Annotated in this window: 16 protein-coding genes; 9 read left to right on the top strand and 7 right to left on the bottom strand. The window is 37.0% G+C overall.

The features are described 5' to 3' along the window. Positions 1–536: 536 nt before the first annotated feature. Positions 537–3,602: a hypothetical protein gene (locus F3G70_RS09300; protein ID WP_149732429.1), complete on the top strand. Its 3,066-nt coding sequence runs from the start codon at positions 537–539 to the stop codon at positions 3,600–3,602. Positions 3,603–3,973: 371 nt separating this feature from the next. Next, positions 3,974–4,873, top strand: a complete 900-nt coding sequence (locus F3G70_RS09295; protein WP_223166061.1) for a hypothetical protein — start codon at positions 3,974–3,976, stop codon at positions 4,871–4,873. Positions 4,874–4,991: 118 nt separating this feature from the next. Here F3G70_RS09295 and F3G70_RS12115 read toward each other — a convergent pair whose 3' ends face one another. Then, on the bottom strand, positions 4,992–5,132 hold the full coding sequence (locus tag F3G70_RS12115; RefSeq protein ID WP_188118140.1) for a hypothetical protein: 141 nt from the start codon (positions 5,130–5,132) through the stop codon (positions 4,992–4,994). A gap of 215 nt (positions 5,133–5,347) precedes the next feature. Between F3G70_RS12115 and F3G70_RS09290 the strand changes: the two genes are divergently transcribed. After that, entirely contained in the window at positions 5,348–6,535 is a 1,188-nt protein-coding gene (locus F3G70_RS09290) for an acyltransferase (protein ID WP_149732427.1), read from the top strand. On the opposite strand, the gene F3G70_RS09285 is transcribed toward F3G70_RS09290, so the two are convergent. Continuing rightward, positions 6,536–7,396 (bottom strand): alpha/beta hydrolase fold domain-containing protein, encoded by an 861-nt coding sequence (locus F3G70_RS09285; protein ID WP_149732426.1) that lies wholly within the window; start codon positions 7,394–7,396, stop codon positions 6,536–6,538. Between the two features lie 149 nt (positions 7,397–7,545). Here F3G70_RS09285 and F3G70_RS09280 point away from each other — a divergent pair, with 149 nt between their 5' ends. Further along, positions 7,546–8,157 (top strand): DUF11 domain-containing protein, encoded by a 612-nt coding sequence (locus tag F3G70_RS09280; RefSeq protein WP_223166060.1) that lies wholly within the window; start codon positions 7,546–7,548, stop codon positions 8,155–8,157. A gap of 40 nt (positions 8,158–8,197) precedes the next feature. Here the strand turns inward: F3G70_RS09280 and dmpI are convergent, their stop codons facing one another. After that, a complete protein-coding gene (gene dmpI, locus F3G70_RS09275; RefSeq protein ID WP_149732424.1) occupies positions 8,198–8,386 on the bottom strand; it encodes a 4-oxalocrotonate tautomerase DmpI in 189 nt (62 codons plus the stop codon). Between the two features lie 65 nt (positions 8,387–8,451). Here dmpI and F3G70_RS09270 point away from each other — a divergent pair, with 65 nt between their 5' ends. Continuing rightward, positions 8,452–8,910: a dCTP deaminase gene (locus tag F3G70_RS09270; RefSeq protein ID WP_149732423.1), complete on the top strand. Its 459-nt coding sequence runs from the start codon at positions 8,452–8,454 to the stop codon at positions 8,908–8,910. Beyond that, positions 8,907–10,442, top strand: coding sequence for a thiamine pyrophosphate-binding protein (locus F3G70_RS09265; protein ID WP_149732422.1), 1,536 nt, complete (start codon positions 8,907–8,909; stop codon positions 10,440–10,442). Before F3G70_RS09270 ends, F3G70_RS09265 begins: the two co-directional genes overlap by 4 nt. Here the strand turns inward: F3G70_RS09265 and F3G70_RS09260 are convergent. The 3 genes from F3G70_RS09260 to F3G70_RS09250 form a co-directional block, all read right to left on the bottom strand. Then, positions 10,435–10,704 (bottom strand): hypothetical protein, encoded by a 270-nt coding sequence (locus tag F3G70_RS09260; RefSeq protein WP_149732421.1) that lies wholly within the window; start codon positions 10,702–10,704, stop codon positions 10,435–10,437. The genes F3G70_RS09265 and F3G70_RS09260 overlap by 8 nt on opposite strands. Continuing rightward, a complete protein-coding gene (locus tag F3G70_RS09255; protein WP_188118139.1) occupies positions 10,697–11,143 on the bottom strand; it encodes a DUF2953 domain-containing protein in 447 nt (148 codons plus the stop codon). The genes F3G70_RS09260 and F3G70_RS09255 overlap by 8 nt, the downstream gene beginning before the upstream one ends. 147 nt (positions 11,144–11,290) lie before the next feature. Further along, positions 11,291–11,710, bottom strand: coding sequence for a GerW family sporulation protein (locus F3G70_RS09250; RefSeq protein ID WP_149732419.1), 420 nt, complete (start codon positions 11,708–11,710; stop codon positions 11,291–11,293). Between the two features lie 171 nt (positions 11,711–11,881). On the opposite strand from F3G70_RS09250, the gene F3G70_RS09245 reads away from it, so the two are divergent. Together F3G70_RS09245 and F3G70_RS09240 are read left to right on the top strand one after the other, a co-directional pair. After that, entirely contained in the window at positions 11,882–12,031 is a 150-nt protein-coding gene (locus tag F3G70_RS09245) for a TfoX/Sxy family DNA transformation protein (RefSeq protein ID WP_149732418.1), read from the top strand. A 350-nt stretch (positions 12,032–12,381) separates the two neighbouring features. After that, positions 12,382–13,269: a phosphate signaling complex PhoU family protein gene (locus tag F3G70_RS09240; protein WP_149732417.1), complete on the top strand. Its 888-nt coding sequence runs from the start codon at positions 12,382–12,384 to the stop codon at positions 13,267–13,269. 98 nt (positions 13,270–13,367) lie between these two features. Here F3G70_RS09240 and F3G70_RS09235 read toward each other — a convergent pair whose 3' ends face one another. Continuing rightward, the gene (locus F3G70_RS09235; RefSeq protein ID WP_149732455.1) at positions 13,368–14,756 is read right to left on the bottom strand and encodes a DUF3100 domain-containing protein; all 1,389 of its coding nucleotides are present in this window, start codon (positions 14,754–14,756) and stop codon (positions 13,368–13,370) included. A 263-nt stretch (positions 14,757–15,019) separates the two neighbouring features. Here F3G70_RS09235 and F3G70_RS09230 point away from each other — a divergent pair, with 263 nt between their 5' ends. Then, on the top strand, positions 15,020–15,817 hold the full coding sequence (locus tag F3G70_RS09230; RefSeq protein ID WP_223166059.1) for an MFS transporter: 798 nt from the start codon (positions 15,020–15,022) through the stop codon (positions 15,815–15,817). The last annotated feature ends 223 nt before the right edge of the window (positions 15,818–16,040 follow it).

The following is a 16,040-nucleotide window of genomic DNA, read 5'->3' as shown; positions in this document are numbered from 1 at the left end:
TAAATTATCGGATAATGTTTCTGACGTTATGTGTGAAAATTCCTTCATTCAAATAGTATTTTTAAATAATATAATGGCGTAATCTTATCAAACAATAATTTTTTAGTTTTAGCAAAGCCTTAACGGAGCTCTCCTTAAGTTTTAAATGTTCATGCATTGGCTTAAAAATAATGTATGCAAGTGCTTACTTACATCATTAGCATTCATATATGGCTTATTTTCAAAAACTGAATGCATGCAAGCGGTTACTTGCGAAAATCTTTATATATGCTCCAGTATAAACTATATTCTAGAGTAGTTATTGTTGGATGTTTTGAAGTTACATATAATTTCAGATTCATTCCGTTATTTTTACTGATTGTGTGCACATGTCTTTTCGCAGGCATATCATCATACATGCGGCCGACATGTTTGCCCCAGTTACAATTTAAACTACTTTTTCAAGAAAGCTTTAATGCTTACCTGGCCCATCATAGGATAAGCTCCCGATTTATGTCCCGTGATGAAATTGCCTTTAATATTATGGAGAATACAAGATGCCTAATTTAAGAAAACCAATGATTTTATTGATGCTATTTTTATGCATTGTTATTGGCGCATCCTGCGTATCTGCAAGCGAAGTCAACCAGACTGCCGGTGTTGGCCTTGCATGTGTCGATGAATGCGAAATAACAATAGATGCAGAAGAAATGGGATGTACTCCATTGGCCGGATCATACCTTGCAGCCTGTGGAGATGAAACTGTCGAAATTGATAATGAAACTCTAACTAACGCAATTGAAATTCCAAACTACAACGACCTGGCACATGACCTTGAAAACCTTCAACCTGGCGATGTCTATGACATCCAAAGGGACTATGTAATTGAAGACGTAGATGATGACCTTGCCAAAAACCGTATTATAAACATCAACGCAGACAATGTGGTAATCAACGGTAACGGACACTATATTGATGCATACGGAGATAACGGATACTTTGCAATATTCAAAGTAACCGGAAACAACGTAACAATAGTGAACTTGAATATTCTAAATTCAAGGGCACGCAATGATGAATACAGTACTTCCTGCTGGAACATCTATGGAGAGGACTACACCAGAGTGGTAAGTCCTGTCGAATGGTATGGAGACAATGGAGTCCTAGAAAACTGCAAGTTCAATAACAATAGGGGTGAAGATGGTGGAGCAATCTACTGGGTTGGAAACAATGGTCTTATTGACAACTGCCTATTCAATGAAAATTTCGCAACACGAGGCGGCGCCATTTTCATTGGAGGATATGACAACACTATCAGCAATTCCGTAATGTTCAATTCAAATTCAGACTATGCAGACTCAATATTTATAAATAACTTTGATGAAGGCGACAAAACATTAATATTAAATGTAAACAACTGCAGATTCCTTAACCTCTTCGGCCAATCTGTTGATGATTTCCATATTGAAGGATCATGTTTGGTAATGAATGGTGACGAACAAGTTTATCCGGAAATAACTGAAAGCGAAGCAGTAATTTCTGACGGAACATATGATGAATTGCGCGATATCATTTTTGATTTAAAAGATGGTGATGTTTTAAATTTAACAAAAGACTATTATTTTGAACCGGGCAATTGTTTTTATCCAATTTCTGCAAACAATGTAACAATCAACGGTAACGGACATAGAATTTATGGTAATGATATTTTCAGACTCTCTCTGATTTGGGTTAACGGAAACAATGTGAATGTAAACAACCTTATTTTTGACTTCAATATTACAGGCGAAAAATTCGGTAGCAGTTATGTCGAATGGGATGGAAATAATGGTATTCTTACAAACTGTACTTTCATTGGAAATTATGCGCAAAACGGTGGTGCGATACTCTGGTCCGGAACAAACGGTGTTGTTAAAGACTGCATTTTCGTTAACAATCGTGCAGAAAACGGTGGAGCTGTAACATGGACTGGAAATGAAGGTGTTATTGAAGACTGTCTTTTCATAAATAATACTGCTGACATTTCAGGCGGTGCAATTTTCATAGAAGGCACATCCAATGCAATCAACAACACACTGATATTGAATTCCTCTTCCAGCAGCTTCGGTAATGCAATATTCATTGATTACAAGCGTAAAAATCTGACTTTGGCAAATGTCTATTTCGATAATCCGGATTCAGCTGTTTTCGATGAAGGCATTATAGGCACTCACATCAATACGGACAGTATTATAGGCAAAGAATATTACATATTTGTAGGCGGTGAAAGGTATGAAATCACTTCATTGATTTATAATTCCATTATCGGTGGCGGAGTAAATTATTTGGATGACGGATCTTACTATTACAGCACATATTATGATGAAAGTGGGGACTTTGTATTTACCATACACAGTGTTAAGTATGCTCAATACAATATTGACTATTCACAAAGTTACTACTTTAAAAACATTAAAAACAACAATTTCAATAATGTTTTCACGAAATTGACGAATAATGACTATGAAACCAGATTCACAGTAATCGAAACACTATATGTTTCCAGCACAGAGGATTATTTAAAAGCTCTTCAGGAGTTTTATCTGCCTGAAAAAATATGGGTTATTAGTGAAGGTTTGGATTTGGATTGCGCAAACGCCAAAAATGTGGCTGAATTAAATCCTATTACTTTAGGAATGAATTTAATATTCTCCCCATACCTGCCAGTATATAAATGTACCACTCCATGGGACATGAGCACAAGTTTATTCAATGTGCTTAACATGAACGGTAACGGAGCTTATATTTCAGGCACATTTGATGAGGACGATGAATATAAATGGGTTATTTTAGGTGAAGGAGATGTATTTTCCGCAACTGATTTGACCGTTGCAGGTTACAATACTGCTGTCGAAAATATGGGTGGTCAATGTGTCTTTAATCGTGTAAACTTCCAATACAATCAAATGGATTACTGGTTTGAAAGAGATTGGGGTGGAGCAATACTCAACACAGGAATGGTCACATGTATCAACTGTACTTTCAAAAACAACTACGCAAAAAACGGTGGAGCAATATTCAATCAAGGATTGCTGGTCTTGCAGGACTGTATCTTTTCAGAAAATGAGGCATACGGTGAAGGTAATGATGTCTGTGTCGGTGATAACGGTATGGTAATTGTTAATGGTGTATCAATCACTGAAAATGGTCAAAATTCAGCAGTATACTTTGCTGAGAGTATGTCATTAGAAACAGCCACTGTAGTCGCAACATTTACTGTTGTAATAGGCACTATCGTTGCGACTGTTGTCAGTGTGGTTACAGCAAATCCTCTGATCGGTATGGCTGTTGGTTTTGCTGTAGGTGCTGCTATAGGTGCTGGTGGTGCCGGAATCATTATTGCAAACACTTATGACGTAAATTTCGACAGGTTGAAATGCGTATTGACATTAAGTATCGCAACCGGTGTAGCCGGTGCATTAGGAGGAATGTTCGGTGGCGGACTTGGTGACGGAATAGTTGCTTCTCTTTGGACTGGAGGGGTAGGAGCTATAAAATGGACTCCGATTCTCGTAATCTTCGGAATAATAGATACAGTTCCTAGTTTTGTTACCGGAATCACCTATTACTGCACAAACGATTAGGGAAATAATCTTTCCCTTTTTCTCTATTTGGATTTGCATTGCGTTAAATCTAAATCATTGATTATAGGCATTTTGAAATGCTGAATTAATGGGTTGGTGCGCAGCCATGGGAGATGGGGCGTGATCAATCCGGATTCTTTTTTTTAATTTTTCTAATTTTCATTTGATTTTATCTTATAAATGCAAGGATGCCACAACTTCTTTTATCTGATAAAGATTACTCGCTTTTTGAATATTACTCTCTTCTTGTGAATTCACTCGTTCATTATAATATTGCCTTTAAATCAAAGAAAAAATATTTATATTGCTCTAAATAAAATATTAATAAACAAAATAAGGATTTGAAAACAATGAATGATTATTATGCACATATGGATGTGGCTATGAAATACGCATTTCTTGTACTTGGAAAACATATTCATGAGTTTTTTGATCTGGAAGGTGAATATTGCTACAATATGGGAACTGAAGTCATCACTCCGGGTAAAAAAAATTTGAGAATGGATGTTGTCTACTATAGAAGCGATAATATAATCAATAACATAGAAAATCAAACAACATTGGTTGATGAAGAAAAGTTAAAAGCCATAGCTGAATATGCAAAATTTTTGCTCATTTATAATTCTGCATTAGTAAATTCTTATGTTATCAGCAAAGTCGATCCAGAAGACTGCATGAAAGAAATCGGGTTAACGGAGACGTTAATGTTGAGGCCGGGTTATCTTTACAAACCTGAAGACGAACTTCTTCAACTTTTAAATACTATTAAAGATAAAATTAACTCTAACAAAGTCTTGAGTAGCTATCAAACAAGTGGTCTTGCAATGATTCCAACACTGGCTCAAGACAATATTGCCGAAGAAGTCACCGAAGATGTTTGTTACCTGATTGAAAAAGACCAAACCATTGATTTTGATGTTAAACGTGAGATTTGTTTCATTGTAGACATCATGATTGATCGAAACATTGCCGATGAAAAGAAAAAACAGGAATTGAGGAAGGTATTGAAAATGAAAGAAAAAAGATCATCATTAGAAATATTTTTAGAACAGCAAACTAAAGAAAAAGATGATATAATTAAAAATAAAGATGAGGAACTTCATAATAAGGATAAGGAACTTCATAATAAGGATAAGGAACTTCATAGTAAGGATGAGGAACTTCATAATATGCGCGCTCTAATTCAATCAGTGAAAGATATCCTGACAAATGAGGATATTGATTCAAATACGAAAGAGAGTGTATTAAACTCATTAATCTTGTTTAAATAGTGTTATACTATTGCTAAAAAGGGTTATTCCGTTGAGGATATTAACTCCTTTTTTTAAATTTTAATCAAAGATTAATTCAGCTCGGGAAATATCTCATCATAGTCTATTTCCATGCCCATCATCTCATATAATGCGTGGATTCTATCTTTTCCAGACAATAATGTCTGTTTTCTCTTTCACGAGCTAATCTGATTATTTCGGGATCAATAGTCCTTTTAAAAGCAGTGTATTCAGCCGTCTGAATATCGTTTTCTTTCATTTTTACATACTCCTTTTTGGTTAATTGTATATCATTTATGTTTTTATCATAAATATATTTTTCAAAGCAATTTTACTCACTTATTAGAATATTTCATTCACAATAGAATAATCATTCAATGTATAAATTAATAATGTTTTTTAACATTTTTTCATCAACAATTTATATACATAAAAGAGATAAATATAAAAACATAAACTATTTTAGGTAATTTGATGGAATATGGGGGTTCATTCCCTGTTGCTGTTTGCACCTTTCAAAGGGAAAAGCCGAAAAACGAAAGCGACGCAAGCCTTGATTCCATTTTTGCCTACGAACGTTGGTACTTATTAATAATTGATATGGAGAAAAAAATTTCAATGAGTAAAAATAGGATTGAATGGATTGATCTCGTACGGGCAATTGCAATCATGACCGTTTTATACATTCACGCAACGGACGGGATTTTTATCATATCTTCAGATGCGATTATGAATTACACGATATATTCAAGGATATTCAATTTCGCATCACTATTTATTGGCCGTATCGGGGTTCCGTTCTTTTTAATGATTACGGGCTATCTGCTGCTGGACAGGGCCTATGATGACGAGCGGGTTCGCAAGTTCTGGACCAAAAACTGCAATGGATTAATCATAGTCACGGTCATTTGGGCAATCATCTATGCAGTCAGCCTGATGCTCGTCGGGGCCAATTCTGCTCAGGTTAACGTTGCCGAAGCCGGAAACCTCTTTTTCAGCCACATGTGGTATATGCCGATGATTATCGGAATGTATCTGTCAATGCCCTTTGTTGCAAGCGCCCTCAAGCACTTTGACAGGGAAACCATCTGGCAGGCAACGGTGGTATTCACGCTTTTGGCCTTTCTCCTTCCGTTCATTTCATTGCTTCTTGACATGCACGGAATTCAAAACGTCAATATCCAGTATTGTCTCGGATTCAGTGGCGGAATCTATGGTATCTACATAATTCTGGGATATCTGGTTAAAAAAGATAAATTTAAAAACATTTCCAGTTGGATTTGGGTATTAATCACAATAGTATCATTTGCAATATGCGTTCTCTTCCAGTATTATGCATTTGTAAGGGGATACGATTTCGCCTTATGGTATGAGTTCCCGTTCATTCTCACAGGTTCATTTGCGCTGTTTGAATTGTGTTCAAGAATGGGTGAGGTAAGGGCATTTCCACTGGTTTCATTCCTGTCCAAATATTCATTTGCAGTGTTTTTAGTGCACAACCTGTTCAGACTGCCTCTGCTTCCGCTGGTTGTTCAGCTGCCTTATTCAGAGCCTGTAAAAGCCATAGTCCTTTGGATTTTATTAATAATCTTAAGCTATATTGCAGTTGTGATTATCTATAGAATCCCAAAATTCGGTAAGTTTATACTTTATATGAGATAATCATTGCATTATCTCTTTTTCTAATTCTTTAAACGCTTTTTTTGCCTCGGGTATGGGGAATAACGGATAAATGTGAAACAAGCCCTGACCTGTTATAAATTTCACGTTAACACCGTCGGATTCAAGCTTTTCAACGTATTTTTTGATGTCCCTATAAAATATCTCCTTTTCACCAGCAAAAATAAGACAGTCGGCCAGACCTTCATTATCACCAAATAATGGACTTACCCTGTAGTCTTTTACGTCCATTTCTCCTGCCCAGGACTTTCCGATTTCCCGAAGCCCGATTTCGCCTAAAATCGGATCGTTTGCGCTGTCATATGGTGGATTTCCCATTGAAATGTCAACCCATGGCGAAAAGGTTATTATCTTTTGAGGCTGGGCTAAATTAATGCTTTTAAGGTGCTGGCAGAATGAATGGACAAAGCCTCCTCCTGCTGAGTCTCCCATAACTATAAGATTTTGCCTTGACATTAAACTTTTATACAGTTCACCAATCACTTCATATGTTTCCTCCACTTTATGCAAAGGGGCGAGCGGGTAAACGGGCACTACCACATAAGAGTCCAGTTTTCCGGATAGCTTGCGGCAATATAACAAATGCTGATAGTTAACTTCATTGATGTATGCTCCCCCATGCACATACAGTATTGCGTTTTCGGAGTTTTCATCGCCGAAAGTGAAAACCTGCGTTCCATTAAAATCAATGCTTTTGAAAATGCTTTTAACTGGTTTTTGGGGTGAGTCAAGCCTATCATTTATAAAATCATCTACCTTTTGTTTTGAATCCATATAATCGGGTTTGGTGAATTTTAAAATGATTTCAGCCATTTTTGCAATAAATGATTTTTCAGATGACATCTTGCTAGTTATTATGTCGGTGATTTCTAATATAACTTTCTTTTACACATTGGTATTTAAATCATTAATGCCATATTATTGAATAAGGAGGTTTTAAAATTAAAAATACGATTTTAGTATTATTTATAATTTTAACGGCCTTTTTCTCTTTGACGTCTGTCAGTGCAATGGAAATTGATGATGGCGGCGATGAATTGGCGTTGAGTCAGGAGCCTGATGAGATATTGTCTGAAAGTTTCGTGGTTGCAGAGAGCGATTCCAATTCATCAGCCTATCTGGTATTGGACAATGATGCAGACAAGGAGAACATTGAAATAGGCGAAGAAGTTGTCTGGGAAGTCAGCGTTATTAATTTAGGCAACGACACCGCCAAAAATGTGAAAGTATATGATCAGTTGCCGGACGGTTTGGAGTACGTTTCACACACTACAACAAAAGGAACTTTTAATCCTGATACGGGCATTTGGCTAATTGGTGATTTGGCCGTAAGCGATGGAGAAGTCTTTTTGCACATTACAACAAAAGCAGTTGCCGTCGGGGAAATGATTAATAAAGCATATCTCACGACCGATTCTCTAAATCTCAATAACGAAACCTATGAGGAAGAGGAAATCGACGTTGAGGATAGTGATGATGACGATAAAGATGTATCCAAGTCAATCGCTTCAGCTAAAATGGTGCCTGCGGGCAATCCGCTAGCTTTGATACTGCTTTCAGTATTTGGTGTTTTTACAGCTTCCTTTAAAAAATTCAAGAGATAAGTTATAAGAAAGGAAAGTTAATGGTTTCCTTTCATTTTTTTTATTTTCGGTCACTTAAAAGTTCTCCGGCCACTCCGATGCTTTCCTTTGGATAGGCCTGCACCAGGACTGTAATCGCATCAACAGGCAAGTCGTAGGCATCGGCAACGACTTCGGATACCTTTTTAACCATTTCTCTTCTTTTCTCTACACTAATTCCATCGTTTCCAGCAATTGTTATAACAGGCATTTTAATTCCTCCAATTAAATATATTTAAAACAAGGTATAAAAATTAACCTAAGGAGATATTTAAAATGCTTGGCCAAAACGAACTTGTTAAAATTTTCCCGGATTTCGCAGATTTAGTACAGCCTTCAGGCATCGATTTGGAATTGGATAAGATTTATCAGCAGACATCTGAAGGCTCTCTTATTGACAACGAAAAGAACTTGCCCGATTTAAAGGAGCTTCCAGGTCCCATATATACATTAAAGCCCCATACTGCATATCTGGCAAGCATCAAAAGAAAAGTGAAAATCCCTAAAGGATACACTATGCTTTATCTTCCGCGCTCAACTCTTCTTCGGTCATTTGTTTCAGTCCAGACGGCAGTGGGAGATCCTGGATTTTACGGAACGCTGATGTTCATGATTTACAATCACGGAGACTTCGAGTATAAAATCAAGTCAGGCGACAGGATAGCTCAGGCGGTCGTTTTCAAGGTGGAAGGCTCAGGCGAGTACTCAGGCTCCTATCAGGAGGAAGAGGAATGAACGTAGCGCGCCGGATGGTGGAGCTTCTTGAGGAAGAAGGAATTGACCACATTTTCGGGATTCCGGGCGAGCAGATAATGCCCATGTATGAAGCATTGTCAAATTCAAATATCACTCATATCCTAACGCGCCATGAGCAGGCGGCGGCTCACGCAGCTGATGCATATACAAGAACCTCCGACAGTATCGGAGTCTGCATGGCAACCGCATCGCCGGGAGCATTGAATATGGTCATGGCAACGGCCGCAGCATTCAAGGACAGCGTTTCGATGCTCATATTAACCGGAGACAACGATTTGGCAAAAAGGGACGGCAATTTCTTTCAGTCAATTCCCTTAAGGGACGTATTTGAAAAGGTAACTTATGAGAACTATTCTCCATTGAACGGAAGCGAAGCCGTTCACGCCCTTAAGACCGCTTTGTACAAGCTTAAAAACAATCCGAAAGGCCCAATCCACATTAATCTGTCAAGGGACGTTTTATTAAGTGAGGATTTCGTCGAATTCGACTTGTGCTACTTGTGTGAACATGACGTTTCAAGCATTGAGGACGCTCAAAAACTGATTTCAAGCTCACAAAAGCCATTGTTCGTTTTGGGAGCAGGCGCAATATCTGAAGCCGAAAACATAAAGATGCTTGCTGAAATGTACCGGATTCCGGTAACCACCACCTACAATGCAAGGGGAATCATATCTGAAGACAATCCGATCAATTTAGGCATGGTTGGAATCAGGGCAACTCCAAGGGCCAAAAAGGCAATTGATGAATGTGACTGCATAATCGCCTTAGGCTCAATAGCAAGCGAGAGAACGTTTCCCGAAATCGATGAGGACAAGTTCATTCACGTTAATATAGATAAAGATGTACTTAAAGGCAAATATCAGATTCAGGGAAGCGTTGGGGAAGTTATCGCATCTTTGGAATTTCATAAGGTGGACTGGCTTGACGGACTGCTTGAAATCGACAATGCCGTTGAAGTGGAAGGCGTCGATGATGAACTGAAACCGCAGGCAGCCATTAAAAGGATATTGAACAGGTTTGACAATGAGATAATAGCCAACGATGCGGGCTCACACACAACATTCTCAACATTATTGTATCATGCAAAATACCCGAATCACTTTCTCTTTCCGGGCGCAACGGCTCCTATGGGCTACGGACTGCCGGCGGCTATCGGAGCGGCAATAGCGACGGGCGAAAAGGTCATCTCCATTAACGGCGACGGCGGCATTCAGATGAACCTGCAGGAGCTTGCAACGCTTAAGGAAAACAATCTGGATGTTATCGTATTCATTTTAAACAATTCTGAGTATGGTATCATCCGCCAGTGGGAAGAGCAGATCTATGGAATGGATTCGTATCAGACAGACCTTAAAAATCCGGATTTCATCAAATTGGCTTCCTCATACGGAATCGATGCCGTTCAAATTACGACATTGGAAGATCTGGAATTCTTATTAAAAAAAGATTTGAAAGGCCCATTAGTTGTTGAAATCATTGTGGATAGGCAAAACATTCCTCTTCCTAAATGAACTCTTCACAGAATTTTCTAACGACTTTCTTATCCATTTCCTTTTTATCGAGCGGACAGTAGTAGTATTCGCCGCCCATTTTCAAAATGAAGCCAATCGGTTTGATGCTTCCGGAAGTCACCTGTCCCCGGATGATTTTCTGGCTTTCCTTAAAGGCGAAGTAAATGACCTTATCCGGATTTATTTCAATCTCCTTAATGCGGATTTCTTTAATGTTTTCTATTTCAGCGATTCTGTAAAACAAATCCTTCAATTCATCCATTTATAACACCCTTAATTAATGTTCTTACTTCCTTTTTCAAAAGCAGATTGATGACAGGCCATATCAGTTTTACAATGCTTATGTCAATGTTTGCGCTTCCCTTGAAATTCAGCACTTCGCCTGCAAATGAAGGCTGAGCCCTGAGGCGGGAATTGGGAATGATTTCATTAGCGACAGCCAAGGCGGCCCAGATGTAGCCTATGTATTCTCCGGTTTTGGCAAAACTTGAAAAGCCGATAACCAAATCGTTTTCAAGCCTGTTTATGCTGATTGCATTAAAGACCTGTTTAATGAATACTTTAAAGTCGTTAAAACAAGGTTTGGCAAGTTTATATATCTTTTTAATGTCTATCTTTTCATCTTCGTCCTCTTCGTCCTCGTCTTCCTCTTCGTCGTCATCGGATTTAAGGTCGAAAGTGTAGACTTTCAGTTTTTTCAAAATAAGTATTTGTACACATCCGTCATATTCACTATCAATTTTTACCCATTTTAAAGTAATTCTGACTCCAATGAGTATGATAATAAAAATAAGAATGATGATTAATAGGATAATCATCAATAGGATGTTTAACATAGAATATAATTCCTATTCTTTGCTTTCTTTTTCTTCATCGTATGTTGTAAATTCAGGTTCAATAAACTCTTCCTCATCGATGTCGTCGTTCGTGTTCATGTAACTTTTTACAATGTCGGTAATGATTAAACCTATGTCGGATAAAGCCTTGTTGGTTTCATTTCCTTTGCTTAAGTCGAGTACGCGAACGCCTTCAGCGTCATTTCCTTTTTTAGGAATCATGACCATTGAAATCGGTTCAACACCGGCACCTGCTCCTGCAGCGTTTCCTCCGTCCTTACCGAAAAGGCTTTCACCTGCACCGAAACCCACTCCCATTCTCATTACTGGAATGAGGATTTTATCTTCGGTTTCAATAGGTGTTCCAATCACATTGTTGACATTAACAAGTTTACGCAATTCTTCAACCGTTGTTTTTATGTTGTCTACCATTATATTCACATCCTAATTTAGATTAATTATACCTTTGAATCTCGTGTTTTAAATATTTTGTCAATAGCGAAAAATTTGAAAAATACTGCAATGTATAAATCCTAAAATGACCAAATCTATTTAAAGAAGAAAAAATCGATTTTATCTAAAACAGCTATTTGGAGGCATTAAATGGGTGATTTGTCTAAACTGCCCAATATAGGCAAAGTCCTTGAGAGGCAATTGAACGACGTTGGAATCAACACTGAGGATGATTTAATTAATATCGGAAGCAAAGAATGTGATGAAGCAAATTATAAACCTGGGGCATTGTCCACATAATGGATTTAAAATCTCCTTTGAGACATTGTGTAATGGAGGATAAATATCATGGACATCTGCTTTTTACTTTATAGACATTCAAAGTTCACATCATTTAAGTATATTTTCATGATTTTCTATTCCCATTATCTGAATTGTTGATTTTGAACATATTTTTTTCATTAATTTCGTTCACTTTTTGTGAATAAAAATTCACATTTTAGTAAAATTTAAATACTCTTAAATCATTCTTTTTATTAAGCAATAGGTTGTGATGAAAAATTATAATCCATACAATTAAATGGGGAGTACAATGCTAAATATTCCTTTGAAGTTGAATTTTTCAATTAAATTATTGGGGAGGATTTTTGATGGCGCGAAGCGATAAGACTTTAGAAGATATTTTGGATGTTATATTTTTTGATAAACCCTCTACTCAGGACGAAATTGCCGAAAAATTAAATATTAGCCGCAGATATGTCACTCAATTGCTTAAACCGTTAATTGATGAAGACATTGTTAAAAGGGCTTATGTCATTGATTTAAATAAGTATGATGAAATCTATGGTTCATCAAACCCTGTTTTTAATATCAGACAGCATTCCGCATTTTTTTTAATTGAAAACATGCTGAGTAGCATGAGTAAACATGTTAAGGAACAGGTTCAAATGTCTTTTGATGCTATTTTAGGCAATGATAAGGAATTGGCAGAAGAAGCTTTAAAATCTGATTTTACCACAAACAATATGTATGAAAAGGTTCGAGCCTCTGTTGAAACTGTTGTTGATGTTGATCCCCATTCAAAACTTTCCAAGATTTTATTGTTTAATGAGGCGGCTTATAATTATGAACGTATTGGAGATTATTCGGGCCATATTGCCAAATTTGTTATTAATGAGAAGTCTCCGGTTGATGATGAACTTTTGGGGATATTAAAAAAGATGCATAAATATGCGCAGAAATCTATTTCATATTCAACGGAGGCTTTTATCAATGGAAATATAGAATTGCGTGGAGATTTGATGGATACCGAAGAGAAAATCCATGAAACTCAACAAAAGGCCATGAATCTTATTGCCAATCAGATGATTGAAACCTCCTTTGATGATATTGAAATGTCGAATTATTATATTTACATATCACGTGTGGTGAAATCATTCGAAAGAATGGGCGATATCTCTGTTGAAATCATGGATTTGGCTATAGAATTCCATAAAGATATTCCAAGGCCAACTACACCACGTTCATTCAGGAAATAACATATCTGGATTTTTTTTTTGACTTGCGAATAATTTTCAATTCAAATTAGTGAAATTAAAATAAGTTGAAATTTTTAAATGAGAATTAATTAAAAAAATTAAATCATGCCTGTAACTGCCAGCGTCAGATGTGCAATAGTTGCAGAACCGAGATATGTTCCGGAAATGACAATCATGGTAATGATAATTCCTTTCCATCCGATTTTTTTAAATTCGCCCCAATCATTACCTATTGCAATTCCAACATATGCTAAAAATGCAGTACAGATGGTGGCCAGATTAATTTGTGAAACATAATGCATGACAAAACTGGATGTTGGAACGCCGGGAATAGCTATAATTATGCCAATCAGGCTGATGTAGATAATTGACTGAATGTCATATGGAATAAGTCTTTCAAGAGACATTCCGATAATAGTAATAAGAGAAATTATTATCATTCCAATAAATGAATCGATTACCCTGGTGTGATAACCTACAACATTTCCAACGGTTACAATAATTGAAAAGACAAGAAGCAATGCGCCCCATCTTTTAATCTTACCTAAAGTTAATTCCTCTTTAGATAAATACTTGTCCTCCTTTACCTCCTGAATATCGTACTCATCATCAATGGAGTCTTCATCACCCTTCAGTATGTGGGGAGATAACCACGCATACAATTTTTCTGCAAGAGGTATGGAAACAAACATGCACATGTAAATACCGAAACAGAATGAAAGCAAATTGCTGCAACCGGCAAAAGCTTCAAACTCAGTGGCCATTGATGGAAAAGCATGGGATATTGAAGCCAAGGATGCCGCATTCATACTTGCACTCCCTATGCCTGATGCCATTGCAAAAGCATATGGATGAATCGGCAAAACTGAAATGCTGATACTTGACAATAAACTGATAAAGGCTGTTCCGATAATGGATCCGATAACAAAAATTGCTAAAACTCCGCGTGCCTCGGGAGACTTGAAGCCGTATTTGTCAATGATAATTCCTAAATTCGGTTCACGACAAATAGAACTGGTCATACCAATAACTTCTCTTCTAAAACCCAATAATAAAGCGACAGGTAATGCTATAAGAGTCCCCAAATCTCCAAACTGTTGCAAAATCAAAGCAGGACCAACATTAAAAATATCATCCAATGACCGGCCGCTTGAAATAGCCAATTTAGCAATCAAAACACCAATGAATAAAACCATTACTCCTTCAGCTACTTTAGCCTGGTCACGACCTACAAATTTAATGGGTTTTGCCAAAAAAAGAGCCAAACCCATAATCAGGGCATATAATAAAGGCAATAAAACGATTTTAATGTTGTCAGTTATATTAATTTCAATGACGCCTATAAACATGGAAATGATTACTAAACCCAAAACAATAATGTGCAAGTTATATTCAACCCAAGGCGGCCTCTTTTTAATGGCCCTATCGGTTTTTTCTCTATAAATGTGTGTCTGATCAGTAATAAAATCTCCTCCGGTATGGCGCATAATCACAAGTATAAATTATATCAATTACTGATAATTATAAAAAAAGAAGTATATAAACTCATAAGACTTTATGCTCAATAGTTCTCAAATTAGGAAAAGATTATGCGCTTAAATAAGGGATATTGCTTAATAGATGACATTATAGGAATTAATATTGAACCTCCCCGACCTCTAAAAGGTCGGAGAGGTTCAAAATCGTTCTTGTCGTTCTTGCGCTTCAGGGCAAAATACCTTATTTCGAAGCGACGGGATCCAAAAGCGATTTGGACATTACCGGTTCCATAATTTCATTTGTAGGTCTTGTCCTCTTTGTTTTAGGTATTTTAATGCTGACTGACGATACCACTTTCAGTATAGCTGCAATGGTTGTTGGCCTGATTGTCCTGGCGGCCTTTGCATTGTTTGAAATCAAAAGAAAAAGAAAAGGCAATGTGCCTTTGCTTGACGTTGAATTATTAAAAGACAGAAATCTGCGTGTGGGCACTATCCTTAGGTTAATGGTTAATCTTGCTATGGGTGGAACATTGTTTGCTGTTTCCGTTTATCTGCAGAGCGTATTGGCGTTATCCGCATTCAACACAGGTTTGACTTTGCTTCCGATGACTTTGGGTCTTCTTCTTTTCGCATTGACGGCTCCAAAATTATCCGCAAAGCTGAATCACAAGATACTCATGTCCATAGGATGTATAATAGCAATCGTAGGATGTCTTATTTTAAGCCAGCAGTTTACAATGGATACGACAATGCTTGAATTAATGCCTGGACTCTTTATACTCGGAGCAGGTCTCGGTTTCGTAATGGCTTTAGGTGTGGACATTGCATTAAGCAATATTCCTGAAGAAGGCCAGAATAACGCGTCAGGTATTGTTACAACCGGCCAGACATTGGGTCAGTCAATGGGTACGGCAATTATCGGGGTAATTTTAATTCTTGGAATTATCGGAGGTATCAGCGATGGAGTAAATACTTATGCTCCGGAGCATTCCAGTGACCAGACATTCGAGAAAGGCGTTTATCATAATATTGCAAGAATACCCCAACCTCTTCTAGGTTGGGGATGAATTGCACAATGGGGGGGGTGTTTTTTTTATAATGTGTTAGTATTGGTATACGTTTGTAATAAACGGTTTAAATACGTTTTTGATTATATGAATTATTTTGATTAATTATTTGAGTAGGAATCAACATTCAGTATACAAATTAACTTTTCATTTTTGGTGTTGGTTTATATAAAATAATCGTAGGAAAGTGATTAATCACGATATTTTTTTTTGATTATTTTTT

It is taken from the genome of Methanobrevibacter millerae, from assembly GCF_900103415.1.
GTDB classification, from domain to species: domain Archaea; phylum Methanobacteriota; class Methanobacteria; order Methanobacteriales; family Methanobacteriaceae; genus Methanocatella; species Methanocatella millerae.
This window is presented reverse-complemented; position numbering and strand designations above follow the sequence as displayed.

Excerpts from the sequence above, each read along its gene's own strand:
- F3G70_RS09260 (WP_149732421.1), bottom strand. The coding sequence starts at position 10,704 with ATGGATGAATTGAAGGATTTGTTTTACAGAATCGCTGAAATAGAAAAC.
- F3G70_RS09270 (WP_149732423.1), top strand. The coding sequence starts at position 8,452 with ATGCTTGGCCAAAACGAACTTGTTAAAATTTTCCCGGATTTCGCAGAT.
- F3G70_RS09285 (WP_149732426.1), bottom strand. The coding sequence starts at position 7,396 with ATGTCATCTGAAAAATCATTTATTGCAAAAATGGCTGAAATCATTTTA.
- F3G70_RS09245 (WP_149732418.1), top strand. The coding sequence starts at position 11,882 with ATGGGTGATTTGTCTAAACTGCCCAATATAGGCAAAGTCCTTGAGAGG.
- dmpI (WP_149732424.1), bottom strand. The coding sequence starts at position 8,386 with ATGCCTGTTATAACAATTGCTGGAAACGATGGAATTAGTGTAGAGAAA.
- F3G70_RS09290 (WP_149732427.1), top strand. The coding sequence starts at position 5,348 with ATGGAATATGGGGGTTCATTCCCTGTTGCTGTTTGCACCTTTCAAAGG.
- F3G70_RS09235 (WP_149732455.1), bottom strand. The coding sequence starts at position 14,756 with ATGCGCCATACCGGAGGAGATTTTATTACTGATCAGACACACATTTAT.
- F3G70_RS12115 (WP_188118140.1), bottom strand. The coding sequence starts at position 5,132 with ATGAAAGAAAACGATATTCAGACGGCTGAATACACTGCTTTTAAAAGG.
- F3G70_RS09295 (WP_223166061.1), top strand. The coding sequence starts at position 3,974 with ATGGATGTGGCTATGAAATACGCATTTCTTGTACTTGGAAAACATATT.
- F3G70_RS09250 (WP_149732419.1), bottom strand. The coding sequence starts at position 11,710 with ATGGTAGACAACATAAAAACAACGGTTGAAGAATTGCGTAAACTTGTT.
- F3G70_RS09300 (WP_149732429.1), top strand. The coding sequence starts at position 537 with ATGCCTAATTTAAGAAAACCAATGATTTTATTGATGCTATTTTTATGC.
- F3G70_RS09265 (WP_149732422.1), top strand. The coding sequence starts at position 8,907 with ATGAACGTAGCGCGCCGGATGGTGGAGCTTCTTGAGGAAGAAGGAATT.
- F3G70_RS09240 (WP_149732417.1), top strand. The coding sequence starts at position 12,382 with ATGGCGCGAAGCGATAAGACTTTAGAAGATATTTTGGATGTTATATTT.